Here is a 26,372-nt window from a genome sequence, read left to right as displayed (position 1 = left end):
TTTAGCAAAATTCCTTGATGAATATAAAATAACAATTTGATTCAGTTTGGCTTTAACCCCCTGCTTTGGTTCCTTCTTAAACAGTATTACCCAAAACTAGGTATCGTTCTAAAATAAAAAAAGCTGTACGACCTGGAATCAGTCATACAGCCACATCTATCTATTTACTTATCGTACACCGAGCGCCATTTTTGCATAGCGCGACATCATATCTCTTGACCATGGTGGATTCCAGATCACATTGACATCTACATCCTTAACTTCTGGAAGCTCCATCAGTTCTTGTTTTATATTCGCAATAATTTGCGGCCCCATTGGACAGCCTATTGATGTAAGTGTCATCGTCACTTTTGACGTACCCGCTTCGTCCAACTCAACATCGTAAACAAGTCCTAAGTTGACAATATCGACACCTAGCTCTGGATCAATGACATTTTCTAGAGCACCCATCATGCTTTCTTTCATCGCCTCATCCATCTTCATCCCTCTTTCCGTTTAATCAATTACGCAGGTCATTTCGATTTCCTGCAGTATCAAGTTAATATCTTCATCATACCAGAGTTCGCTTCACCCTTTCAAATAGGAAGCAAACCATTCTGCTGCTTGCAGCATTCCCTTTCTCGATACCGCATGTCCCGCCATATCATCAGATACAAACACAAAACGTTCAGGATTAGCTGCATAGTCTTTTTTCACGGCTTCATAAAAATTGCGTGTTGGTTCATATGGCACGACTGTATCCTGTTTGCCATGCCAAAAATAAACAGGTCGATTGTTCAATGCAGATGGATGGTTTGCCAAATCAAATGTCGATAACGTATTCAGTAATCCTTGTTTTTCCTCATCGGTGATTGGCAACTTAAAGCCACCACGTTCAAATTGAGCCATTTGCGCTGTGGATAGCTCAACAAAATTAGGCGCCCCCATCATAACCGATGCCGTATCAACCCAGTCATACACCGTCAGGCAACCAAGCGTTGCAATGCCACCCATCGACGTTCCACCTAACCCAATTTTCTCCATCGCAATAAGTCCACGTGTCCTAAGTTCTTCACGAAGGAAGCCTACCTCCTCAATCGAAGTTAAAACAATTTCCCAAAAACGCAAGCTTTGCTGGACCTCATCTAAATTCTCATCCCGAGCACCATGAAGATGTGCATCCGGCAGCAGGACACGAATACCTTTTTTCGCGATATTATGGGCATAATGTAAATTATGCTCTTTCGCACTTGTAAAACCATGGAGGAAAATAACAACTGGCACCTGTTTGTCTTGATATCCTTCTTCTACTATATGTAATAAAGGGATATGACCCCATCTTTCTTCACGAATAATCACGCATAACCCACCTTTACCTTTTCAACTAAGCCTATCAAAGTTTTTCTAAAAAAACAAAAGGGACGGTTTGAAGTATAATACTAAAAAAAGGCAAATCTGCTAATGAAACAGATTTGCCATGTTTGAATAACTATTCTTCCACGAAATTCTCTTTACCATCAGTTGAAATAGTGTACACGTGATTTCGAGCCGCTTCTTCAATCTCCCTAAATGCCCAATGACTTGTTGGGACGTCTGTAAAACTAGGTTCGAAGTCCCCATATAGTGGACCACGTTTATATAAACGATTTAATACTTTGACAGCTTGTGCTCTTGTTAATTTTTCACCAGGTCTGAATGTCCCGTCTCCATACCCTTCCATTATTTCGAATTTCCGAATGGCAAGAATCGCTTGGGCTGCCGAATTCTCACTTGAAACATCCGTATACGAGACTCCATCAATGCTCGAAAGGTTTGCACACTTTTCGTAAGCATTCGAATCATTTTCACAGGCATTTTGAACCCATCTATAGACAATTCTAGCCATTTGTGCACGTGTAATGTTTCCGCTTGGGTTGAAGGAATTGCCATCTCCGACCATAACTCCTATTTTTTTGACAGTTAAAATAGCGTTGTATGCTCCGTGTGTTTTCGGTACATCATTATACCAATCTGTTTCGTCTGCTTCTTCAGTGTAGCCACTATTTCTTGCTAACATCGTTGCCATTTGTGATCTTGTCACAGGGGCATTCAGTTTAAACGTTTTATCTGGATATCCTTGAATATATGCAGAATGCGAGTTCACATCCTGTTCCTCTGAATAATCCACTAACCCTTCCACATAAATTAATGTAAACGTACTGAATTTGTCTATCCCGAATTCTATCCCTTGTTTACCATCTTTATAGGTAACAAGCTTCCCTTGAATGACTTCTTTTGTACCGTCATCATGCTCAATGTAAACTACAAGATTATCCAGTAGATGCTGACGTTCTTTTTCATCCGTCGGTAACGCATCAGGCAGTGGGATTGTTAGCGTTACTGGACGATTTTCCATATTTGTTTCAATTACCATCGGTCTACCTAACACTTGAATTGTTTTCCCATTGGCTATCTTTTGAACACTCTCTTCTTGTTTAGCCCGTTCTTCGACCTCATTTTTTTGTGTCTGCTCTTTCAGCGGGACAACACGGAAATATAAATCTTCTCCGAAATCTTGCATTGAAGTGTACGGAATACGAATTTGAACATTTTCTGTATAGATTTCTAGATTGGCTTTCTCGTTAGCGAGTGCATCCACGGATTCCCTTGGAACCGTTACATTCACTTCACTCACTTTGTCTTCGTTATCAGGAATGATGATTCTTGCCGTATCCTGTTGTAATTCTCTTAGTTTCTCGATGGCTTCATTCACTTTTTCTGTTGTGAAGGTTACTTGGTCTTTGACAGTTCCATCCGGTTCTGTCGTACGCTTAACTGGTGTTTTGGTGATGGCTGTTCCAATTTCTACATCGACATTGATTTCCTCAACAGTTGGTTGTGTCGGTGTTGGTGACGATGGTACTGTTGACTCTGTTGATGGTGGTATCGGTTCATTGACAGTCCATTTCGCATAGAGCGTTGTATCCCCTATTACGGAATTCGTTGTAAAGTTCCATGCATTGGTCAAGCCTACTTCTTTGTACCAACCGCCAAATGTATAACCTGCTCGCGTTGGCGATGTAGGTGCTGTGATTGTCGTATTATAGTTTGCGGTTGTACTGCCTATTGCATGTCCACCTTGAGAATCAAATGTAACGGTGTAGCTAGTGATTGTCCATTTCGTATAAACCGTTGTAGCTTCACTTATAGGTGTCGCCACAAAATCAAAAGTTGTTTCAAAAGTTGCGTCCGTATACCAGCCAGCAAATGTGTAACCCGTTTTCGTTGGCGCGGTCGGTTGCGTTGCTTTTTGACCATGCTCGATATTTTGACTCGAAACTTTGCTTCCCCCGTCTACATTAAAATCAACAGCATGTTTTTGGATTGCCCACTTTGCATAAACCGTTGTAGCTCCACTTATAGGTGTCGTCACAAAATCAAAAGCTGTTCCAAAAGTTGCGTCCGTGTACCAGCCAGCAAATGTGTAACCCGTTTTCGTTGGCACAGTCGGTTGTATTGCTTGTTGACCATGCTCAATGTTTTGACTTGAAACTATACTTCCTCCGTCTACGTTAAAATCGACAGTATACTTTTGAACAGTCCATTTCGCATAAAGCGTTGTGCCCGACGTTACCTGGTCGATTGAGAAATCCCACTCATTCATTAAGCCGACCTCTTTATACCAACCGGCAAATATATAGCCTGTCCTTGTCGGTGGTGTTGGTGCTACGATTGTTGTATTATAATTTACCGTTCTGTTGCCTACCTCACTACCACCTTGAGTATCAAATACAACAACCATTAGACTGATATTAGTGGAAAATTGTAAAGTGGTTATGCTTCCTGCTGGCATACCCGTTCCAGATTCAGCCCTAACCCTCACCTTAACCGTCTTATCTCCACTTAAATCCGGTGGAGATGATGCATCATAGGCTGTCCATTCCCCGTCATCTATTTGATATTCCATCGTGGAATTGATGCCTATAATTATATTCAACGCATCATCAGTGGTTACATTAGGGGCAGGAATGGAATTGAGTAACCACTTTGCCCATAGTAATTTATCCCCGGTACTTCCCTTCTCAATTTGTGTCACTGTCTGACCAGTAGCATCCTGCTCTAGCCATCCTACAAAGCTATACCCCACCCTCCTAGGCTCACCTAACGTTATAGTCTCTGTTGTAATTGTGTAACTTGTGGGATTACTGTTATCGTTTGTTCCACCATTCAAATGATAAGTGATGCTGTAATCCTTCGGTTTAAAATTTGCTATCAGATTATAGTTTTTATCAGCTTTCAGAATATACTCCGGATTGTCAGAAATCGTGACTCCCTCTACAGTCCAATTTTCAAACTCATAGCCGTTGTTGGGTGTCGCCTTAACCATTGTTTCAACACCTTCTAAATACGTACCGCCACCTGTAACCGTACCTTCGATTGGATTATTTGTGGATGGTGAGATTGTGTAATTAGGCGGTATTTCATCATAAAAGGAACCAATAACTATTTCCCCAGAAGTTGAATATTGATTTTCGGCATCTACTTCAATCTTGCTTATTGGAAATTCTGATTGAATCAAATAATAATTTTCGCCCTGATCAGAATGAGTAAAGATTTTAGAGTTCCCTTGTTTGTCAGTAACAGTGACATTAACCGTTGTCCCATTTTGTAATAGCCCACCACTATTTGTACCAGTAAACTTTGCCCCAAAATAATAAACATTTCCACTAAGTTCAATTATAAGTTTATCTGCCAGGTTAGCTGGCTGCGGATTGGGAACAAAGAAAAGATTGTACCACCATCGTCGTATATCGCTAGAACCACTACTTTTAACGGTATAACTAATACCACTTTCAACATGACTATCGGAATAACTCTGCATTGTTGTAGGTATCCCTTGTTCACTACTTTTAAGCTGTAGGCTTGGCGTTAGTTTACCTGCTAATCCAGCAGCGCCCCCTGAATAAATATCCCAAGAAATAGTACCCTCCTCATTCGCAGGGGCAGGGATTTCAATTTTCAGTGCAGTACTTACATTCCCTGCTGTATCTTTGACCTGAATATAGATATCTTGTGCACCTAAAACCAAATCAGATAGGCTAATTGTTGTTTCTTCCGTTGTTGTTGCAACTCCAATTCCATTTGTATCTAGTGTAGGTACTGGTTCTCCAACTGCTATAACTGAATAATAATATTCTCCGGCTTCGTTTGATGTGAATTTCACTGTGGCCGTTGCATCTGAAGTTCGTTCTACCGTTCCTGCTGTTAAAACTGGAGCAACAGTATCCGAACCTCCATCATCTTCTTGCCAAATGAATGCGGGATAGCCTACCCCTTCATTTATTTTCCAAGTATCATCGAAATCCCAGCCGGCAAATGTGGACTGTTGTTTCATCTCCACAGTTGTTTTACCGAAGGACGCATCACTGCCGGCACTTGTTGTTTGACCAGTAGCTTCTGTATCCCAGTACGATGATGTAGCTGAACCAGGGGAAAAACTCACAAGTCCTCCAACACCATTAGCACTTGTCACTTTTCCGGTCGAATAAGATTCATTAATACTTCCACTATTTACCCCCACTAAACCACCTATCTCAGTGGTACCATCAACGGTTGCCTGGGAATAGGATTTGATAACCTCACTTCCGCCATAGTTAAAGCCTACTAATCCTCCCGTGTAATTTCTACCTATGACACTTCCTGTAACATAGGATCTACTAATAGTGCCAGAATTGAATCCCACTAATCCACCAACGTTCTGCTTTCCTTTAATATCAATACCTACCAATCCAACATTACTTATGTTCCCTTGGCCTTGGACTCTACCAAATAACCCTATGGAATCATCAGCCAATCTATCGATAAAAAGATTGCTAATCGTTTTTCCATTGCCATCAAAACTACCTGTAAATGTGGCAATCGGTATCCAGCCTTTTCCTTCATCATAATCCGCACCATACATCGATAAATCAATATTATTTTCAAGCTTATAATGAGCGGTTAGATTGTCTCTTACTTGGTTCAACTGTTCTGGCGTTGTAACAATGTACGGATTCGCTTCCGTTCCTTCTCCTGCCATTCCGCTATAAATAGGAATCTCTATTTTCAAAGCTATACTGATATTACCAGCTGCATCTTTCACCTGAATATAGATGTCCTGGACGCCTGAAGCCAAACCAATTAGGCTGATTATTGTTTCTTCCGTTGTTGTTGCAACTCCAATTCCATTTGTATCTAGTGTAGGTACTGGTTCTCCAACTGCTATAACTGAATAATAATATTCTCCGGCTTCGTTTGATGTGAATTTCACTGTAGCCGTTGCATCTGAAGTTCGTTCCGCCGTTCCTGCTGTTAAAACTGGGGCAACGGTATCTGCGCCCCCAGTACTATCTTGAAATTTGAGGGTTGGATAACTTGTTCCTTCATTGATTTCCCAAGTGCCACCGAAATCCCAGTCTACAAATGTAGCCTGTTGCATCATTTCCGTAGTTGTCTTACCGAATAGATCATCACTTGCAAAACTTGTAGTTTGTCCGGTCGTTTCATTGTCCCAGTAAGAAGAAGTAACATTATCCACTAAACCGTGACCTAAACCTACTAAACCACCTACAAATGAAGTACTTGGTAATACTGATACATTTCCAGCGGCATAAGATTCACTGATACTTCCATTATTTTGCCCCACCAGACCGCCTACGCTTTGTTGCTGTCCACTAACATTACTTGTCGCATGAGATTTATCAATGGTTCCGGTACTATATCCTACTAGACCTCCAACAAACAGCGAACCTTCTACAACTCCTGATGCAGAAGTTTTACTAATATTGCCACCCATGTTTGTACCTACCAAGGCGCCCACTTTTAGATTTCCTGTGATATTTGCATTCTGCAGTCCCAAATTTTTTACTTGGCCAGAAACATAACCGAATAGCCCCATATTCTCTTCATCTGGCCTATTGATAAAAAGGTTACTAATGATTTTTCCATTGCCATCAAAACTACCCCCAAATTGATCAGAGTCTGACCCAATCGGTTCCCAGCCCTCACCTGTATTATAAGGAGAGACGTTTAGATCAATATCATTCCCAAGCTTATAATGGGCAGTTAGATTATCTCGTACTTTATCAAGTTGCTCTGGGGTCGTTATGATGAACGGATTTGCTTCCATTCCATCCCCCGCTATCCCATCATCTTCTATCGCATACCCTTTTCCTACCAGTCCCAGCTGTAGACCATTCGAAATCAGCAATACTACTAAAAACATGGACATTACTTTTATCCATTTTCTATTTTTCATTCCACACACTCCTTGCAATTTTTATTTGATTTGAAATAATATGTAGAAAATCTTCGTAAAATCGGGGGATTGCTATCCTAAGCAAAAAGAATTCTCGATTTTTGTATTTTCTCAACATTTCCTGTTCTTTTTTATCATATAATAGAACCATAGAGCCAACCAATCATTTTTCCCTATTTTCAGGTTAAGATTTCTTAACCTTTGCTTCTTTCCCAACCTTTTATACTACTATGTAAGTTTGGCATCATTATTCTTGTACTACTAATCTTCCAATCTAAGGAGGGCTCTAGATGAAAAAAGGGATAAGTCGTTCAACCCTCTTGACGCTGTTTCTACTCATGGTTCTACCTTCCTTCGCCAGTGGTGCAGATCCATCTGATTCATCGATTAAAAAAGGGGTTCTTGACCTTCAACAGACTACTCTTTCAAGCAATTCGCTTTCTTTGCAGGGGCAATGGGAGTTTTATTGGGACGAGCTTCTAGAGCCTATAGATTTTTCAATAGGACAAAGAAAGCCTGCGTATATTGAAGCGCCTAGTACGTGGGCGAAAGCGGACTACACCGGGGAAGGTCTCATATCCAATGAAGGATACGGTACATATCGATTACGTATTCTACTAAACGAACATGACACCGAGCGGCACCTTTCGCTCTACTTGCCTTCCGTTGCTTCCGCATTTCAAATTTGGGTTGATGGCAAATTAATCGGGGGTAATGGGACTATCGGTATTGACCGTAAAAGTATGAAACCTAGATCATATTCGCAGATTGTTTCCTTTCAGCCAACATCGAATGAGGTTGAACTTGTCATGCAAGTATCCAATTTCTCACAACGAAAAGGGGGCATGTGGTCAGCGATAACCTTGGGGCATGAAAAAGAAATTCTGAAGCAGCGTGAACTGACTATCATGAGGGAAGTTCTGACTGCGAGCTGTATTTTCGCTCTCGGCTTTTATCATATATCCCTCTATTTATTTCGCGTAACGACCTTACTGCCTCTATTTTTAGGTATTTTCTGTCTGGTCGTGTCCCTCCGTACACTGTTGGTCGGAGGAATTCTGTTCATGTATATCATTCCTAATTTCCCGTGGGAATTAAGCGTCAAAATGGAGTATCTCACGTTCTACGTTGGCCTCTTGGTTGTTTTTATATTTTTAGCGCACTTGTTCCCAAAAGAGATGAATCAAACAATCGTCCGTATCGCTATAGTCATTTGCAGTCTTTTTAGCTTGACTACCCTTTTGCCAGCTTATATTTTCACCCATTTCCTCGTATTTTTTGAAGCTTGGATTGCCATCATGTTCATTTATTCGGTATATGTCGTTACACTGGCAACCGTTAGAAAACGTGAAGGAGCTTTTGTCAATTTCTTGTCCATAAACGTGTTAGTCTTAGCTGCCATGAATGATATGCTTTTTCATAAACAGCTGATACATTCGTTTGATTTGGCACCTATTGCTGCATCTATCTTTCTTTTCGTTCAAACATTGATTGTGGCAAAAAAGAGCTCGAATGCTTTTAAAACGGTTGAATCTCTGTCGCAAGAATTACTTGTAACGAATGCATCACTTGAACAAAAAGTAATGGAACGAACAAGAGATTTGCAAGATAAAAACAATCAATTACGCCATATTGAAGAATCAAGGAAATCCTTCTTCTCGACTGTTTCCCATGAAATTGCTACACCAATGCAATCCATACAAGGCTATATTCAGCTCATGCAGTCTAAAATACAATCTGATGAAATTCAACAATATTTACGTATTATTTTTGAAAAAACGAAGCTGTTCAATCGTTTATCGAAAGATCTAATTGATTTGGCTAAGTTGGATGAAGGACAATTGGAGTTCAATCTCGAATATACGAATGTCGATTTTTTCCTCAATCATATGAATAAACAATTGCGATACGATATTGAAAATAAAGGGATTCATTTCATCCCAGTATCAATAGATTCTCAGGAAAATGAGCTTTCATTAGTAGCATGGTTGGATGTAATGCGCATGGAGCAAGTACTGGTGAACTTAGTCCAAAATGCCATTGCGTTTACCCCATTAGGTGGCATGATTGAAATAACCAAATCCTTTGTACCAGATGAAGCTGGTTCGCAAAATGGTACACTTTTCATTAACATCACTGACAATGGGCAAGGAATTGATGCTGACCTAGTACCTCATGTCTTTAAACGTTTTGTGAAAGGAAAGGCACATCATACAATCAAAAAAGGGTCGGGGTTAGGTCTGGCGATTTGCATGGAAATTGTTAAAATGCATAAAGGTGCGATGACAGTCGAAAGCAAAGCAGGCAAGGGAAGTACCTTTACCGTTAGCTTACCAGCCTATTTGGAGAAGGAGGCGGATATCATTTGACTAGAAAAATCATGATTGTTGAGGATGATAGCGATATTCAGGATTTCCTCGTTGCTGCATTAACAAATTCCGACTTTCACACTGTTGTTTGTTCAAACGGGATAGAGGCTATCAAGGAATTTGATAGTGAGCAGCCAGATCTTATTCTGCTTGACGTTCAGCTACCGGAGAAAGATGGATTCCAAGTATGTGAGGAAATTCGCCAATCCTCCAATGTCCCTATTATTTTCGTTAGTTGTTTAGCCGATGGTTCTGATATTGTTCGTGGATTGGAGCTTGGCGGAGACGATTACGTGACAAAGCCATTTGACTTACATGAACTAATTGCACGGATTCATTCAAATTTACGAAGATCCCCCTTATTCCATCAGCAATCCAAGAATGAAGGCCAGGTCAACAAGCAAACCGAACTAGAGGCATTAACTGTTGGACCTTTTCGTTTTCATGTTCATTCTGGAAAAGTGTTTATTGGCAATACGATGCTCGATCTGTCTACCAAGGAGTTTCAAATCTTGTTCTTTCTTGCCCAGCATCTTGAACAAACCTTTCACGCTTCCGAACTTTACAATTCGATTTGGGAAGAAGATAGTCTTGGACAAACACAGGCCTTGAAAGTCCATATCAGCAACCTTAGAAGAAAATTAGAAGCAGCTCCTGGTCACTCAGCAACGATTTTAACAGTCAGGGGGTTTGGTTATCAATTTGTGATGAAGGGGATTAGTTAAAAAGCTAATTAATAACAAGCAGCCATTAAAGTATTGACTGCTTTCAAATCAAAAATGCCTTCACGGACCGAGTGAAAACGGTCTGGTGAAGGCATTTTATGTTAATCAAACCATTACTGAATCGTAATCTTTCGGTTGCATTTGTCCACTATTGATTTCCTTAACAAAATGACAAGCTGCCTGATGATCCTCTGTCATGGAATCATGTGTATAGAGAAGCGGTTCCTCCACTTTACACTTGTCCTGTGCGAACGGGCAACGTGTATGAAAGCGGCATCCCGTCGGCGGATCGATTGGTGATGGCACATCTCCTCTTAGTGGGATATGCGTTTTTACACGTGTCGGATCCGGCACCGGAATTGCTGATAATAGCGCTTTCGTATAAGGGTGTTTCGGATTTTCAAAAATCGATAGTTTATCACCAATTTCAACAATTTTCCCAAGATACATCACAATCACTCTATCTGATATATGACGGACAACACCTAAGTCATGGGAAATGAACAAATAAGTCAAATTGAAGTCTTCCTGTAACTCTTCCAATAAGTTCAACACTTGTGCCTGAATAGAAACATCCAACGCCGAAACGGCTTCGTCACAAATGATCAATTTTGGATTCACCGCAAGCGCTCTTGCAATACCGATACGCTGTCTTTGACCACCTGAAAACTCATGCGGATACCGATCCGCTTGGTACTCATTTAAACCGACCGTTTGCAATAATTCAATGGTCCGTTTTCGACGCTCTTTTGGAGGTACTGAATTTTGAATGGTCATTGCTTCCATCAAAATATCAGAAACCGTTTGCCTTGGATTAATAGAAGCATAAGGATCCTGGAAAATAATTTGCAAATCTTTCCGGTGTTTCCGCATTTCGCGTTTTGAAATATTCGTCAACTCAACATCGTTAAACGTTACCGTACCTTCCGTTGGCTCTTCAAGTCTAAGAATCGCACGTCCTGTTGTTGATTTTCCACATCCAGATTCTCCAACAATACTGACAGTTTCCCCTTCGTAAACCGTAAAGCTAATGTCATCAACCGCTTTAACGTGGTTGACTGTCCGGCCCATAAATCCACCTTTAATAGGAAAATATTGTTTTAATCCTTTAACCTCTAGCAATTCTTTTTTCGCCATAGACGTCCACCTCCGTCTCTCCGTCCCACTTGTCAGAATAAATCCAACAACGGACGTCATTTCCATTTTCTGCTTCCATCAATTCAGGTAGCTCATTTGTGCATAATTCCGTTGCAGCTGGACAACGTGGTGCAAAACGGCAGCCCGTTGGCATTTCATGCACATTAGGTACATTCCCTTTAATCGGAACCAATTTTTCCTGATCAATATCATGACGGGGCAATGAATTCAAAAGTCCGATTGTATAGGGATGATTTGGCTTTTCAAATAATGTTCTAACATCTGCATACTCAACGATTTGACCAGCATACATGACTGCAACATAATCACATGTTTCTGCGACCACGCCTAGGTCATGCGTAATGAAGATGACTGACATCCCAAGTCGCTTTTGTAGATCTTTGATTAACATAAGAATTTGAGCTTGGATCGTTACGTCCAACGCTGTCGTTGGCTCATCCGCAATTAGAATTTCCGGGTCACAAGCGAGTGCCATAGCAATCATGACACGTTGGCGCATTCCACCTGAAAGTTCGTAAGGATAGTTTTTTACACGGCGATCCGGAGAAGGTATCCCAACTAGTTTCAGCAATTCTACTGATTTTACCATCGCCTCGCGTTTAGATAGCTTTTTATGTTTAATAAGTGACTCACTAATTTGCTGTCCAACTGTGAAAACAGGGTTAAGTGATGTCATCGGTTCTTGGAAAATCATAGAAATGGCATTACCTCTAACATCCCTCATTTGCTTATCCGAATAACTAATTAAGTCTTCACCTTTGAAAAGTACTTCCCCGCCAACGATTTTCCCCGAACTCGCAAGAAGTCGAAGAATCGACAACGACGTAATACTCTTCCCAGAACCAGATTCTCCTACAATTCCGATTGTCTTTCCTTTCGGGACAACAAAACTGACACCGTCTACAGCCTTTACTTCTCCATCATCTGTAAAAAAGGATGTGCGCAGATTACGCACTTCTAATATTGCAGTGTCCATGGTGACAACCTCCATTTCCATTCATGGTGCATATCATATCAAGTCAATTCAGATCGATCCGTTTATTCAGCATACGATATGAAATGTCTACGAGTAAGTTCACAAACACAAATAGCAACGAAATAATGAGAACAGTTCCCTGTACAATTGGGAAGTCCCTCGTTTGAATTGCCTGGATGGTCAAGCGTCCCATTCCATTAATCGCAAAGATGGTTTCTGTAATAACTGCACCACCAAGAAATGCTCCAAACTCGAGTCCAACAACCGTAATAACAGGAATCAAAGCATTTTTCAACGCATGACGATACGTTACTACCCGTTCGCTGACTCCTTTTGCTCTTGCAGTTCGGATATAGTCTTGTCCAATAACCTCTAACATGGAAGATCGAGTCATCCTGGCAATAATCGCAGCTCCTCCCGTCCCGAGTGTTATGACGGGAAGCAAAATTTGGCGCCAGCTGTCACCCCATCCGGACGGTCTCATCTTTAAAAAATCAGGAAGCCAGTCTTTACCAACTGCAAACCAGTCAATGAGTACAAGGCCCATCCAAAAGTTCGGCATAGAAAGACCAAATAACGCGATGATCATAATTGTTACATCCGCCCATGAATAATGGCGAACTGCTGAAATGATCCCCGCAATTAAACCAATAAAAACAGCGAGCAAGGTCGCATAGAAGGCGAGTTCCGCGGTTACCCAAAACCTTACTTTAATTTCATCCATAACTGCACGACCACTTCGAACTGAGTACCCTAGATCACCCTGAACTGCGTTCGAAACATACGTAAAATATTGAACATATAGTGGCTCGTTCAAACCTAGTTTCTCCCGTAGTTGTTCAACGGTTTCTTCCGAAGCAGCTTCCCCCGCCATGATTTGTGCGGCATCCCCCGGGATAAGATGCATCAATGAGAAAACAAGAATCGATACACCGATCAATACTGGAACCGTTTGCAATAAACGTCTTATAATATATTTAATCATTCATGATCCCCCCGTCATCTATTCATCTTCGGATCTAGCGCATCGCGCAATCCGTCACCAAAAATATTGAACGCCAATACAACAAGTATAATCATAATCCCTGGAAAGAGGATTACATGCGGCGCATCAGTCATGAAATTACGCCCGTCACTTAACATGGCACCCCATTCAGGTGTCGGCGGCTGAGCCCCCAAGCCAAGGAATGACAATCCACTTGCAGTAAGAACTGCAGTCGCAATGCGCAATGTTGCTTGAACAATAATCGGTGACATGACATTTGGTAAGATATGTTTGAAAATAATTCGGAAATCAGATGCACCGAGCGCTTTCACTGCATCTATGTATTCCAGTTTTCTAACTGACAACGTGGAACCCCTTACAATTCTAGCAAAAGCAGGCACTGAAAAGACTGCAACCGCAATAATAACGTTTTCCAAGCTTCCACCTAGAACACTGACAATTGCAAGTGCAAGAAGGATTCCTGGAAATGCCAGCAGTACATCCATCACTCTCATAATAACCGTATCAATTATTCCACCGTAATAGCCGGACACGATTCCAAGGACTACCCCGATCACCCCACCCATTGTAACGGATAGAAATCCAACTTTTAGGGTCAACGCCATACCGTGAATAATTCGTGTAAAAATATCGCGACCATAATTATCTGTGCCGAACCAATGCTCTGCAGATGGCGGTTGCAATTTATTCAACACTTTTACTGCTGTTGGGTCTTGTGTTGTCAACAACGGACCTACTAGAGACACAACAATAAATAACAGGATGAAAAATCCTCCGACCACTGCCGCTTTATTCTTTCTGAGCCGTTTCCATAACGTCTTATAGTACTCAAGTTTTGGACTTGACCGCTTTGGTCGGCCGACTGTTTCGACCACTTTTTCTGACATACCCCGATAACACCCTCTCTTCGCATATTCAAATTGATAAATATATTATTCTTGCTAAAAAGTAGCATAACATGAAAATATGTTTTTCGGAATAGTAATTCTATTTCTGTAAATAGAGATCTTCTTACACCTACTATATCGTCCGCAATTACTATAATGACTTACAATCTTTAATCATATATTGAGTTTTAATTATTCACGAAATTTAATGAATGAATAATAATTCGGTTTTACGTATATTAATTTTCACCTACCCATTTTACGGGCACAAAAATGAATACTCTGTATAATTATTTATTTATTAGACTTTTTAGTATTGTATTAGGATTTCAAATATGTTATATTTTTAGAGATATTGCTATCCTCTGCAGTGTTTTACAAAAAAATAGTAGATGGGAGAGTTACATAATGAAGACACCTAAAAATTTCCGTTTTTTATTACTTTTAACACTTGTCATGGCATTGTTTTTAGCGGCTTGTGCTGGTGGAAGTAATGATACGGACAAAGATGATTCGTCTAAAGTGGATGAAGGCGCTAACAATGAAGGGACAAGTGAAGGAGCAGCAGGTGGCGACCTAGTTATCGCCGTTCTATCTGATGCTGCAACTCTTGATCCGCATACAGCAACAGATGTTCCTTCAGCAGCAGTTTTGACAAATATTTTAGAAGGCCTTATTAAAAAAGATCAAGATGGAACGATTATTCCAAGCCTTGCGAAAAGCTGGGAAGCAATAGATGACACGACATGGGAGTTCAAACTTCAAGAAGGAATTAAATTCCATGATGGTGAAGATTTCAATGCCGAGGTCGTAAAGAAAAACTTCGACCGAATTCTTGATCCTGAAGTGGCCGCTCCACGTGCTTTCCTGTTTGAGGTTATTTCAAATATAGAAGTTGTGGATGAGCATACTGTACGACTGATCACAGAATATCCATTTGCACCACTTCTATCACATCTAAATCACCCAGTTGGTGTAATGGTCAGCCCTAAATTAATTGACGCTGATTATGCAGCTATGAAAGAGGGCAAAAACCCGGGAGCAATTATTAGTGAAGGACCAATAGGCACAGGTTTTTTTGAATTTGAAAGTTGGACACCAGGTTCTCAAGTCGAATTAGTGAAAAATGAAAATTATTGGGGAACACCTGCACATCTTAATAAAGTGACATTCAAAGTAATCCCTGAAAGTGGAACGCGTGCCGCCGAGCTTGAAACTGGTTATTCACACCTAATCGAACCAGTTCAACCAAACGAAGTAGCTGGTATCGAAGGTACAGATAACAGTGTTGATGTAACTGTAGGTTCTTCCCTTTCTTATATCGGATTCAATATCGAGAAAAAACCATTTGACGATGTTCGGGTTCGCCAAGCAATTTCTATGCTCGTCAATCAAGAAGAAATTTTGGAAGGTATTTATGACGGATTTGGAATTCCAGCAGTCGGACCATTGGCACCGGGTGTCTTCGGCCATAACGAAACGATGAAACCACTTTCCTACGATCCTGAAGCTGCAAAAGCTTTATTGAAGGAAGCTGGATTCGAAGATGGGTTTAAAACGACAATCTGGACAAATGACAATCCACAACGTATGGACACAGCTATTCTTCTTCAACAAGAATTGAAGCAAGCGAATATCGAAGTAGATATTGAAGTCATGGAGTGGGGTGCATACCTAGATAAGACAGGTAACGGTGAACACGATATGTTCATTCTTGGTCTGTCTAATCCCGTTGGCGACGCTGACTATTTCCTAACTCAATTGTTCCATTCTTCTAATATGGGTGTATCAGGTAACCGGACGTACTATGAAAATCCAGAAGTCGACCGTATTCTTGATGAGGCACGTCAAGAAATTGACGAAACGAAACGTTTAGAACTTTACGATCAGGTTCAAGAACTCTTAATTGAAGAAGCTCCAATGGTGTATATCCATCACCAAGCGTACTTAACTGGTGTTAGCCAAAAGGTTAGCGGCTATTGGATCAATGACTCCGGTCATTACAAGCTGCAAGATATTCAACTTGTAGAGTAATTTCAATCGAACATTTGATAGTTTATAAAAAATACCCGTATTTAGAATTCATCTAAATACGGGTATTTTAATCTATTTTTCTATAAATTCAGGATACCTACCATTTTTGAATTATTCCCCCATAATGTAATACAGACATAATTCAAACATTATATTGTCTGAATCATTTTAATATGCTATATTGCATGTACCTGTTCCAAATAGGATGACGGGTAGTAAAAAAAAATTCTGGGGGGGTTACACGTATGAAAAAAACTAGTAATTACAAATGGCTACTCTTTTTATTGTTAGCGCTTTCACTCGTTCTTGCTGCATGTGCTGGCGGTTCAGATGAGCCCGAAAAAGAAAAAACTGAAGGAACACCTGCAGAAGAGACCGACGAAACAACAGAAGAATCAGCCGGAGGACCGATAGAAGGTGGAGATTTGGTACTTGCAGTTCTTTCCGATGCCTCTTCACTCGATCCAGCAGGCTCCAACGATGTCCCGTCATCTGTTGTACAAGCCAATATCTATGAAACACTTGTTAATCGTGATGACGACAACAATATCATTCCAGGTCTCGCTGAAAAATGGGAAGCTATTGATGACACAACTTATGAGTTTACACTTCGCCAAGGCGTCAAGTTTCACGATGGTGAAGAGTTTAACGCCGATGCGGTCAAAGCTACACTTGATCGAATTCGTGACTCAGAAGTTGCATCACCACGTTATTTCCTTTTCGAAATGATTACAAGTGTAGATGTTGTTGATCCGCACACTATTCGTATCACTACGGAATACCCTTTTGCACCGCTTCTTGCTCACTTATCTCATAATGGTGGTGGCATGATCAGCCCTAAATCTATAGAAGCTGATTACGCAGCAATGGAGGAGGGCCAACAGGCAGGCTCAATCATTTCTGAAGCGCCTGTAGGTACTGGCTACTTTAAATTCGTCAGCTGGACACCAGGCGATGAAATCAAACTTGCTAAAAATGATGATTATTGGGGTGACAAAGTTCACGTCGACACCGTCACATTCAAAGTAAGTTCTGAAAGTGCTACACGTAATGCAGACCTTGAGCGTGGATTCGTCCAAGTTGCAGACCCAGTTCAACCAATTGAAGTTGCTGGTATCAATAACAGTGATTATGCAACAGTAAACCAAAAAGCATCATCTAGTCTTTCTTACATCGGATTTAACACAGAAAAAGCACCATTTGACGATGTACGTGTTCGTAAAGCAATTTCTATGATGGTGAACAAAGAAGAAATCATTGAAGGTGTTTATGAAGGCTTTGGCGTTCCAGCTAAAGGGCCTTTAGCACCTGGAATCTTCGGTTTTAATGATGATGCAAATCCAATCAGCTACAATCCAGAAGAAGCGAAAAAACTATTAGAGGAAGCTGGTTACGGAGATGGCTTCAAAACAACAATTTGGACAAACGACAACCCACAACGTATCGACATGGCGATTCTGTTACAAGCAAGCTTAAAAGAGCTCAATATCAACGTTGAAATTGAACAAATGGAATTCGGTACGTATCTTGAAAAAACAGCGAATGGTGAGCATGATATGTTCATCCTTGGATGGTCTAACCCAACTGGGGACGCAGACTATGGTATGTACGCGTTGTTCCACTCTACTCAAAAAGGAAATCCTGGGAACCGTTCATTCTACGAAAATCCTGAAGTTGACAAATTACTTAATGAAGGGCGTCGTGAAGCTAACCCAGACGAACGCATCAAAATTTACAACACAATTCAGGAACATTTAATCGAAGATGCTCCAATGGTTTATATCCATCACCAAGAGTATTTAACGGGGGTCAGCAACAACATTACAGGCTTCTCAATTGATACATCAGGTATCTATCAGTTGCAGAATGTTCAATTTGTAGAATAATAGTAGCAACAAAAAACTTCAGGAGCGGTTTACGCCACTCCTGGAGTTTTTCAATTTACTTCATTGCCTCCACTTTTGGTTATTTGGTGGATTTTTTGACTTGATTCCCCCATTAACGATAGACTGGTAACTAGAAGGGGGTATTTTTTTGAAACCACATTTAATCGTTTTAGATCTCGATGGAACATTGCTGACAGACGAAAAAATCATATCCGATAAAACCGCGCATACGCTGAAAAAGGCCGAGGAGCAGGGGCACCATGTCATGATTGCTACAGGCAGACCTTATCGTGCAAGTGAAGTCTATTATCAGCAACTTGGACTGCAAACACCAATTGTTAATTTTAATGGTGCATTTGTTCACCACCCTACTAATCAATCTTGGCAAACGATTCATGAAACGATCTCCCTACCTGTCGTCAATGATGTTGTCGATGCGCTACAACAATTTCCCGTTCAAAATATCGTTGCTGAAGTAATGGACGATGTCTATATGCATTACCATGATGAAAAGCTGCTTGATATTTTCAACCTTGGAAATCCACTGATTACGGAAGGTGATATTCGCAACCATCTGCAAGTCAATCCAACAAGCTTGCTCATTCAAGCCGAGGAACAGTCCGTAGATGCTATTCGTCGCCATCTTGGCGAAGTACATGCGGAAGTGATTGACCATCGTCGTTGGGGGGCTCCGTGGCATGTCATCGAAGTCATTCGGCATGGCTTACATAAAGCGGTTGGGATTTCGCATGTTGCCAAATGGATGAACATCCCTCAAGAACGGATTATTGCCTTTGGTGATGAAGATAATGATCTTGAAATGATTGAGTACGCAGGTGTCGGTGTCGCAATGGGTAACGCCATTGATCGATTAAAGTCGATTGCTGATGAAGTAACAGCGACAAATAACGAAGATGGTATTGCACAGGTGCTAAGTGAGAGGTTACACTTAGTCTAATCAATTACGCCCCGGCGTAATTGTGTCCGGATTTTTTTCGAGCAAGCTCGAAAAGCTTCCCTAAAAAATCCGTGACATCCGCCGGAGGCTTATCTTTGTTCAGTAGGCGTTTTTGAGCGCCTACTGAACAAAAATAACAAGTATCCATTGGAGGGATTTTTATGAGAATTTTTGCGGACAGTGCTTGCGATTTACCGAAATCATTTTTTGAAGATAACGATGTCACACTTTTTCCATTACATGTCCTTATTGATGATAAAGAATATGAAGATATTTTAGCTATTAATCCAAAAGAAGTGTACGACGCTATTCGGAATGGCAAACAGCCAAAAACTTCACAAGTTTCTCCAGAATCATTTCTTGAAAAATGGCAAGGGCTTGCAGAATCTGGTGAAGAAGGCATCTATATCGCCTTTTCTTCAGAATTATCGGGAACACATGATACAGCTGTCATGATTAGCAAACAAGTACAAGAAACAAATCCAACTATGAATCTTGTCATTATAGACTCGAAATGTGCTTCCCTTGGCTACGGACTACTTGTTAAAGAAGCAGTGCGCTTACGCGATGCAGGGGAAGATTTACAGTCTATTGAGGAAAAAATCCGCTTTATGGCCGAGCATATGGAGCATTTATTCACAGTGGAGGACTTGGATTATATGGCTCGTGGTGGACGCGTGTCAAAAGCAAGTGCGTTCATCGGCGGACTATTAAATATTAAACCACTGCTTCACGTCGAAGCTGGTAAACTCGTTCCGATTGAAAAGCATCGTGGACGTAAGAAAGTGCTCCGCCGCATGACTGAGCTGATGGCAGAACGTGGCGATCATCTAGCCGAGCAAACCATCGCCATTAGCCATGCAGATGATGAAAATATTGCACTCGAATTGCAAGGCTTAGTGAATGAATTATTCCGCCCCAAAAAGATTGAAGTTCATATGATTGGCTCGACCATTGGTGCCCATACAGGTCCCGGTACAGTCTCTATCTTTTTCTTGAATAAACGACTCTAAGAACAAAAGCGCAAGCGCCTGTTCAGCCCCGACAAGCGCTGGAGGGCTTGAAAGTAAAGGCGCCCTTTGCCTTTACTAGCAAGACCGAAGCAACTCGAGGGGCAAGGCGCTGGAGCCTAGACGAGACATCTCTACGTCATAACTTATCCACAGTACGAGATTTTATAGTTTCCTAAGCAATAGAAAAACACCAGGAATGTTAGTGTCCTGGTGTTTTTCTATTATTTTGCTACATCCTCTTTCCTACCTTGCTTCCCTTTTCTCCACACCATAAAGAGGAAGCTTAAAAATGTCACATAGATTAAAATGGATGCGATAAGATAAGGCGTATTAAAACCTGTATCTTCATCGGCAATGTAAATTTCAGCCATTTCACGGTCAAGTACAACACGGAACATGCCATCCTTACTTTCCCGTATTAGATCGTTATCCAATAACCCACGTAATTTTTTATTGTCTCCGATAACCTCTTTTGGAATGGCGAAATTGGATGTTTGCGTCGTGTTATTCAATGCGATAATCCAAGTTTCTTCATCAGATGAGCGCTTAAAGATTGAAAAACCATCCTCATTATATAAGATTTCAAAATCACCATTACGGAACGTTTCAGACAGATTACGCAATTTGTTAAGTCCAGTAATGTATTCAATCAATTCTTCATCAATCTTAAAATTCATCAGCTGATGATTTTCTGGAGCCGCCTTACCATTTACCGCAATTTCAGTCCCATAAGGCATAATAGGCGTCCCCGGCATACTAAATAAAGCAGCCGCTGCTAGTTTCCATCTTGTTGGCGGGAACATTCTAGCCTCTACAAGATCGTATGTGTAACGCGGTCCTGTCAAATCATCGAATTGAACAAGTCCATTGTCAGCATTCTCGGTAAATAGCGATAAAGCAGCTGCGTCTACATCAGGCGTTACAAATGATGCTCTCAAAGCATTCATCTTGTCCATATTTAGCGCACCATCAAAGTTTGCATCGCTTGCTTCATTCGTCAATACATAAGCTTCAGAATTTACTGCTTTAACAGCCCCAATTACTTCATTAATAAAAGCTGTATCGAATTTCTCAATCTTTGTTAAGCGAATACCATCCAATTTATACGTTTCTACAAAATCAACAACCGCTTCTTTTAACGCTCGTTGCACCGCTACATCAGAAGAATCCCAATCGATTGTTCCATCAGCAGCAGGGATTGCCTTGAATTTACCTTCTTTTGCCCACACATGATTAGCACTGACACCGGCAAATGGAAAATCGGCAATAACGGAAATATCTCTTTTGTGAATGGTTTTGATCATCTCACTAAATTCCTTGTCCGTTCCAAAATGTGGCTCTAGTTTTGTATAATCAAGTACTTTGCTACCGTCATAGGTTTCTGTGGCAAATACCGGTCCCAGTGAAATGAGGGTGAAGCCCATTCCTGCAATATACTCTAGTCGCGTGCCAATCCCGGTGAAGTCTCCACCATTGAATGCACTTAAATCCTGTGTATCGACATGATAATCGTTAAGTCCGTCACCGTTGTTAAAGCGATCGACAAGCAAATCATATATACTTTCGTCTTCTATTGTTCGATCCGCCTTTGCAAAAACCCCAACCGGATTTAGGGTCGTTACAAGGAGCAGTGAAGTAGCAATAAGCCCAAACCATCTCTTCATTCTCACAAAAAAGCCTCCTCAATAAAATCCGCTCCATAAAAATAAGCTGTTACCTTTCACTTTACCAAACGATACACCAGACTGCCATAGTTTCAAATTGAATTTGAAAACCTTACGCTGTAAATAGGTCTATATTGTGAATTGAACTACCCCCAGCTTCACTGCGTTTAGAGGTGGGAGATTCCTAAGAACACTTTCGTAACCGAAAGTTTGGATTAGGCTAGCTCCGCAGTCCCTGCGGTTAGAAGTCTTATCGCTTCTTTTTCAAGATTGATACTTGCGTTACGATCTCGGTCATGACGTGTGTCACATGCCGGGCATATCCATTCACGTAATGCGAGATTCTTAACGTCTTTATAGCGATAGCCGCAGCTTGAACAGAGCTGACTGGATGGGTAGTTTTTAGCCACAACGACGACTGTCTTCCCGTACCACTTCGCTTTGGATTCAAGCATTGTGCGGAACTGTGACCAACTAACTTCACTGATTGCTTTGGCTAAGTTATGGTTTTTCAACATGTTGGATACCTGCAAATCCTCAATTCCGATGACATCGTGGTTTTTGATGATTTCGGTGGAGGTTTTATGCAAGTAATCAGTTCTTTTATTCGCAATTTCTTCATGAATACAAGCAACGATTCTTCGTTGTTTTTGGTAATTCTTTGCTTCGTGCAAGGGTTTTTGTTGGCGTATCGCTTGTTCTTGTCTTCTTGAAAGAATCCGTTGCGCCTTGGCTAATTTCTTTTCCAATGTGCGAAAGTATTTTGGGTTTTCATAGATGGTTTCATCTGACAGAATCGCAAAATTCTTTACACCAACATCAATACCGACAGAAGAATTTGTTTTCGGCAGCTCATAAACTATTGTTTCAACAAGAATGGAAACAAAATATTTCCCGCTTGGATTTCTTCTGATAGTCGCACTTAGTATACGCCCCGTGATTTCACGGCTCTTGGAAAATTTAACAAGCCCTAGCTTGGGCAATTTGACGGCATTCCCGATAACCGCAATATTACCGTTTGTCTGTTTTGTTGTGTAAGACTGGACGTTATTTCTTTTCGATTTAAAACGGGGTGGCTTGTTTTGCTTCTTAAAAAAGCGGTCAAACGAATCTGCAAGGTTGCGGACAGATGATTGAAGAGCGATGCTATCTACTTCTTTTAACCAGGGTAACTCCTTTTTAAACAAGGGAAGGCCAGCTGAGCAAGTGCCATAAGCTAATCCTTTACCTGTTTCTTTATAAGAGTGATTCCATTTATCCAAAAAGTGATTAAAGACAAAACGACTGCATCCAATTGTTTTAGCAATGAGAACCTGTTGGTCTTTGTTTGGATAGATACGGAACTTATAGGCTTTGTTGGTCAACATGAACTTTCACCCCGCTTCGAAGGAACATTAATCCAATTATAGAACATACATTCCTTTAAAGCTAGTATTTTTGGCTGTCGCTCAACCGAAATTCATCTCCCACTTATCACTGCGCTATGCCCATTACGTGATTGAAGTGAGAGTCTTCTTTCGGTAAATAGATAAAAAAAACCCGCTGGCGTATTAACCAGTAGGTTTTTCATTCATCATACATATCGTCATCTTGCATGGAGGTCTTTCTTCTTGAAAGAATGAAGACGGAGATCGCAAAGAGTGCCATCAGCATCAACACAACTATCAATAAAATCGGTCCGATACTTGTTTCCATCTTCATACCTCCCTATTTTAGGATACTAAAAAATTAACCCCAATGCCGATTCCAAATCCGAGGAATAATGTTGCTAATAAGAAAACGAAAAATAGAATCCAAAAAGTTTTAACACTTTTCTCTTTAGCTGAACGAACAAGAATCATTTCCATCATACCGATTGTGAGAAGCCCAAGTAAGAACTTAACGCCGTAAAGAGCTGCATCGATACTAGAGTATTTCATGAACAACAAAAATCCAGATAGCAAGATTAACACGTAAAATAGGCGAGCAATCATATGTCCAATTTTCTTACCTTTTGTACCCTTTTCCAATCCTGCCGTTACAATGAAAATAATAATTCCTGCAACCCATGTGAGAATATGAAAATGTGTTGTGCTAGCTAATACATCCAAAATAGTCACCTCATTATAGTATTGTACCTAAATAATCGTACCATAATAAAATACACCATGCCAGTTACTGACACCGTCAGGAAGAACCCGGTGCCACACTCCGACTTATCAGTAACTCGCTAACAATGAATCCCTCAAACTACTTTCGTCTGAGGGATTCATTGTTAGCATCTAACTACTACTTAATATAACCGTAAAGACTCACAATCAATTAAACGTATTCACCAGCGTACCAATGCCCTCAATCGAAATTTTTACCGTATCGCCCTTTTTCAAAAATGTTGGCGGTGTCATTCCTTTCCCAACACCAGCAGGAGTACCTGTCAAGATGACGTCACCTGGTTCAAGCGTCACATAACGAGATATTTCCGCAATGAGTTCATCAATTTTAAAAATCATGGAGGCAGTATTGCCATTCTGTCTAACCGCATCATTCACTTTCGTTACGACAGATAAATTTTGTGGATTGGGGATTTCATTTTTCGTCACAATATAAGGCCCCATCGGACAAGAGCCATCTAAGCTCTTGCCTAGGAAAAATTGACCGTGTGCGGTTTGAATGTCACGTGCTGTTACATCATTAGCAATTGTGTAACCGAAAACGTAGTCATACGCCAGCTGTTTCGGGATATTGCGCCCCTTCTTACCGATTACAACAGCTAGCTCTCCCTCATAATCCAAGCTATCCGTTACACCGTCATGAATCGGTAAATCTTGTTCATCGGCTGCAATGGCAGTCGGCGATTTTGTAAAAATCATTAGCTTTTCAGGCGGTGCATCTGCGCCCATTTCTGCTGCATGCTCTGCATAGTTTTTGCCGACACATAGGACATTTTTAGGCGTTCTTGGAATTGGAGCTAGCCATTCGATAGCTGTAAATGCATATTTAAAACGACCTGGATCGTCATCTGTTCGTGCTTGTTCCGCAAGTCTTCTTACGCGTTCAACAAAATCCATTCCGTGTGCGATACCTTCCGTGATTGTTTGTGGAAAATCAGTATCTCCGTATGCTTCTGCGATAGCCAACATATCCCATACCGCATCTTCCTTCTTCACTTTTGGACCAAATAATGTTTGGTCCTCGTAACGGAACGACAATAGTTTCATCTGTTAACCCATCCCTTCAGTAGTGTTTTCCCTTATTCTTAATTGTTACGACAAACGATGACCTTTTCCCTCTTTATTCGTCAAACTTTTTCCGTATGTCGCTTTTCGCCATAACCACTCCAGTGGTCCCATGCGGAATTTCATCAACCACAGCTCAGCAAAGATCACTTGGACAATAAATACCCCCAGCGCAATCCAGACACCCGTCTCCAAATCGATTTTGCCGTACATCCCAAAACCATAAGAATAGAAGATGGTCGTCGCAACAATCGACTGCGTAATATACGTTGTCAATGACATCCGACCCGCCTTAGATACAGGACGGAACACTGTACGGAATAATGGAATTCGGCTCAATAGCAGTAGCAGACCAACATAGCCGGCAGCTAAAATGGGTCCACCGAATACCGATTGCAGCATTTGAGCAGACAAAGTTGGCTCTCCCGTAAATGGAACAGCTTTCAGCCAAATTCCTGCTGCCAATGCCAGTACAGTCATGACTGCGATACGCCCTTTCATCTCCCCAGCGCGTTCAAATACTTTCCACTTCGACAATCCAGCCCCAATCATCAGGAGCGGCAAGATCATAAATACGCCTAAAAATGCTCCTAAGAAACCGAACGTAAACCATTCTACAAAACGGAAGCTAAATATTTCTCCATAAGAGCCCAAACCATAAGCGCTAATCGCGAGCTCAATTTTTTGTATATCTGCATAGCCCGCCAACATTGAATTCGGATCCACTGCTTCTAAAAAGCGAGTCCCCGCATAAAGGATAGCATTTGGAATGATATACACAATAGCAGCAATCGGGATTATCCACTTTTTAGATATTTTAACAGCTGCAATCATGATAAAGCCCATAGCCGCATAGGTGAATAAAACATCACCCGACCAAATAAGCAAAGCATGAATGACACCAATACCTAGTAAAATAGCCAATCGGCGCGCCATCATTGGTGCAAAAGCTGACCCATTCGCCAACGCTTTTTCATACTGCATATTCAACCCATAGCCAAACAGCATCGCAAAAATCGGATAAAAACTTGCTTCTACAAAAATATCAATCCCTTTAAATGTCGCTACATCACTCGGACTACTAAACCAAGTGTACGGATCCATGTATAAATAAGGCGATTGGAAATGAATCATATTCGCTATAAATACGCCTAGCAATGCAAAGCCTCTTAGTAAATCAAGTACTTCCACACGATTACCCAGTGTTGTTGGTGTTACCTTCAATG

The 26,372-nt window shown here is 41.0% G+C and carries 19 protein-coding genes; 6 read left to right on the top strand and 13 right to left on the bottom strand.

Features of this window, described 5'->3' with window-relative positions:
• Positions 1-168: 168 nt before the first annotated feature.
• The 3 genes from N1I80_RS22770 to N1I80_RS22760 form a co-directional block, all read right to left on the bottom strand.
• Positions 169-477 carry a metal-sulfur cluster assembly factor gene (locus N1I80_RS22770; protein ID WP_340740262.1) on the bottom strand — a complete coding sequence of 103 codons (309 nt, stop codon included), beginning with the start codon at positions 475-477 and terminating at the stop codon, positions 169-171.
• Positions 478-567: 90 nt separating this feature from the next.
• Complete coding sequence (locus N1I80_RS22765; protein ID WP_340740261.1) at positions 568-1,338, bottom strand: prolyl oligopeptidase family serine peptidase; 771 nt, start codon at positions 1,336-1,338, stop codon at positions 568-570.
• Positions 1,339-1,468: 130 nt separating this feature from the next.
• Entirely contained in the window at positions 1,469-7,255 is a 5,787-nt protein-coding gene (locus N1I80_RS22760; protein ID WP_340740260.1) for a DUF4073 domain-containing protein, read from the bottom strand.
• A 290-nt stretch (positions 7,256-7,545) separates the two neighbouring features.
• Here N1I80_RS22760 and N1I80_RS22755 point away from each other — a divergent pair, with 290 nt between their 5' ends.
• Together N1I80_RS22755 and N1I80_RS22750 are read left to right on the top strand one after the other, a co-directional pair.
• Positions 7,546-9,624 carry a sensor histidine kinase gene (locus tag N1I80_RS22755; protein ID WP_340740259.1) on the top strand — a complete coding sequence of 693 codons (2,079 nt, stop codon included), beginning with the start codon at positions 7,546-7,548 and terminating at the stop codon, positions 9,622-9,624.
• Positions 9,621-10,349 (top strand): response regulator transcription factor, encoded by a 729-nt coding sequence (locus N1I80_RS22750; RefSeq protein ID WP_340740258.1) that lies wholly within the window; start codon positions 9,621-9,623, stop codon positions 10,347-10,349. The genes N1I80_RS22755 and N1I80_RS22750 overlap by 4 nt, the downstream gene beginning before the upstream one ends.
• 105 nt (positions 10,350-10,454) lie before the next feature.
• Here the strand turns inward: N1I80_RS22750 and N1I80_RS22745 are convergent, their stop codons facing one another.
• From N1I80_RS22745 to nikC, 4 genes are read right to left on the bottom strand one after another with little or no spacing between them, the layout of a single operon-like run.
• Entirely contained in the window at positions 10,455-11,486 is a 1,032-nt protein-coding gene (locus N1I80_RS22745; protein WP_340740257.1) for an ABC transporter ATP-binding protein, read from the bottom strand.
• The gene (locus N1I80_RS22740; RefSeq protein ID WP_340740256.1) at positions 11,458-12,483 is read right to left on the bottom strand and encodes an ABC transporter ATP-binding protein; all 1,026 of its coding nucleotides are present in this window, start codon (positions 12,481-12,483) and stop codon (positions 11,458-11,460) included. The genes N1I80_RS22745 and N1I80_RS22740 overlap by 29 nt, the downstream gene beginning before the upstream one ends.
• 43 nt (positions 12,484-12,526) lie before the next feature.
• Positions 12,527-13,468, bottom strand: a complete 942-nt coding sequence (locus N1I80_RS22735; protein WP_340740255.1) for an ABC transporter permease — start codon at positions 13,466-13,468, stop codon at positions 12,527-12,529.
• 14 nt (positions 13,469-13,482) lie between these two features.
• Complete coding sequence (gene nikC / locus N1I80_RS22730; protein ID WP_340740254.1) at positions 13,483-14,376, bottom strand: nickel transporter permease; 894 nt, start codon at positions 14,374-14,376, stop codon at positions 13,483-13,485.
• A 408-nt stretch (positions 14,377-14,784) separates the two neighbouring features.
• Here nikC and N1I80_RS22725 point away from each other — a divergent pair, with 408 nt between their 5' ends.
• From N1I80_RS22725 to N1I80_RS22710, 4 genes are all read left to right on the top strand, one after another.
• On the top strand, positions 14,785-16,410 hold the full coding sequence (locus N1I80_RS22725) for a glutathione ABC transporter substrate-binding protein (RefSeq protein ID WP_340740253.1): 1,626 nt from the start codon (positions 14,785-14,787) through the stop codon (positions 16,408-16,410).
• A 245-nt stretch (positions 16,411-16,655) separates the two neighbouring features.
• Entirely contained in the window at positions 16,656-18,296 is a 1,641-nt protein-coding gene (locus tag N1I80_RS22720) for a glutathione ABC transporter substrate-binding protein (RefSeq protein ID WP_340740252.1), read from the top strand.
• A 148-nt stretch (positions 18,297-18,444) separates the two neighbouring features.
• Entirely contained in the window at positions 18,445-19,254 is an 810-nt protein-coding gene (locus N1I80_RS22715; RefSeq protein ID WP_340740251.1) for a Cof-type HAD-IIB family hydrolase, read from the top strand.
• A 161-nt stretch (positions 19,255-19,415) separates the two neighbouring features.
• Positions 19,416-20,267, top strand: a complete 852-nt coding sequence (locus tag N1I80_RS22710) for a DegV family protein (protein WP_340740250.1) — start codon at positions 19,416-19,418, stop codon at positions 20,265-20,267.
• Positions 20,268-20,488: 221 nt separating this feature from the next.
• Here the strand turns inward: N1I80_RS22710 and N1I80_RS22705 are convergent, their stop codons facing one another.
• The 6 genes from N1I80_RS22705 to N1I80_RS22680 all read right to left on the bottom strand — a co-directional run bounded on the left by N1I80_RS22705 (position 20,489) and on the right by N1I80_RS22680 (position 26,370).
• On the bottom strand, positions 20,489-21,931 hold the full coding sequence (locus tag N1I80_RS22705; RefSeq protein WP_340740329.1) for an alpha-amylase family glycosyl hydrolase: 1,443 nt from the start codon (positions 21,929-21,931) through the stop codon (positions 20,489-20,491).
• Between the two features lie 215 nt (positions 21,932-22,146).
• Positions 22,147-23,298, bottom strand: coding sequence for an IS200/IS605 family element RNA-guided endonuclease TnpB (gene tnpB, locus N1I80_RS22700; protein ID WP_340740249.1), 1,152 nt, complete (start codon positions 23,296-23,298; stop codon positions 22,147-22,149).
• Positions 23,299-23,497: 199 nt separating this feature from the next.
• Entirely contained in the window at positions 23,498-23,626 is a 129-nt protein-coding gene (locus N1I80_RS22695; RefSeq protein ID WP_340740248.1) for a hypothetical protein, read from the bottom strand.
• A 17-nt stretch (positions 23,627-23,643) separates the two neighbouring features.
• Positions 23,644-24,030 carry a YisL family protein gene (locus N1I80_RS22690; RefSeq protein ID WP_340740247.1) on the bottom strand — a complete coding sequence of 129 codons (387 nt, stop codon included), beginning with the start codon at positions 24,028-24,030 and terminating at the stop codon, positions 23,644-23,646.
• A 198-nt stretch (positions 24,031-24,228) separates the two neighbouring features.
• The gene (locus tag N1I80_RS22685; RefSeq protein WP_340740246.1) at positions 24,229-25,128 is read right to left on the bottom strand and encodes a fumarylacetoacetate hydrolase family protein; all 900 of its coding nucleotides are present in this window, start codon (positions 25,126-25,128) and stop codon (positions 24,229-24,231) included.
• Between the two features lie 45 nt (positions 25,129-25,173).
• Positions 25,174-26,370 (bottom strand): DUF418 domain-containing protein, encoded by a 1,197-nt coding sequence (locus N1I80_RS22680; RefSeq protein ID WP_340740245.1) that lies wholly within the window; start codon positions 26,368-26,370, stop codon positions 25,174-25,176.
• Positions 26,371-26,372: the final 2 nt, after the last annotated feature.

Origin of the sequence: Sporosarcina sp. FSL K6-3457 (assembly GCF_038007285.1) — a bacterium.
Taxonomy (GTDB): domain Bacteria; phylum Bacillota; class Bacilli; order Bacillales_A; family Planococcaceae; genus Sporosarcina.
Note: the sequence above shows the minus strand (reverse complement) of the source record. Positions and strands in the feature narration are given on the sequence as shown.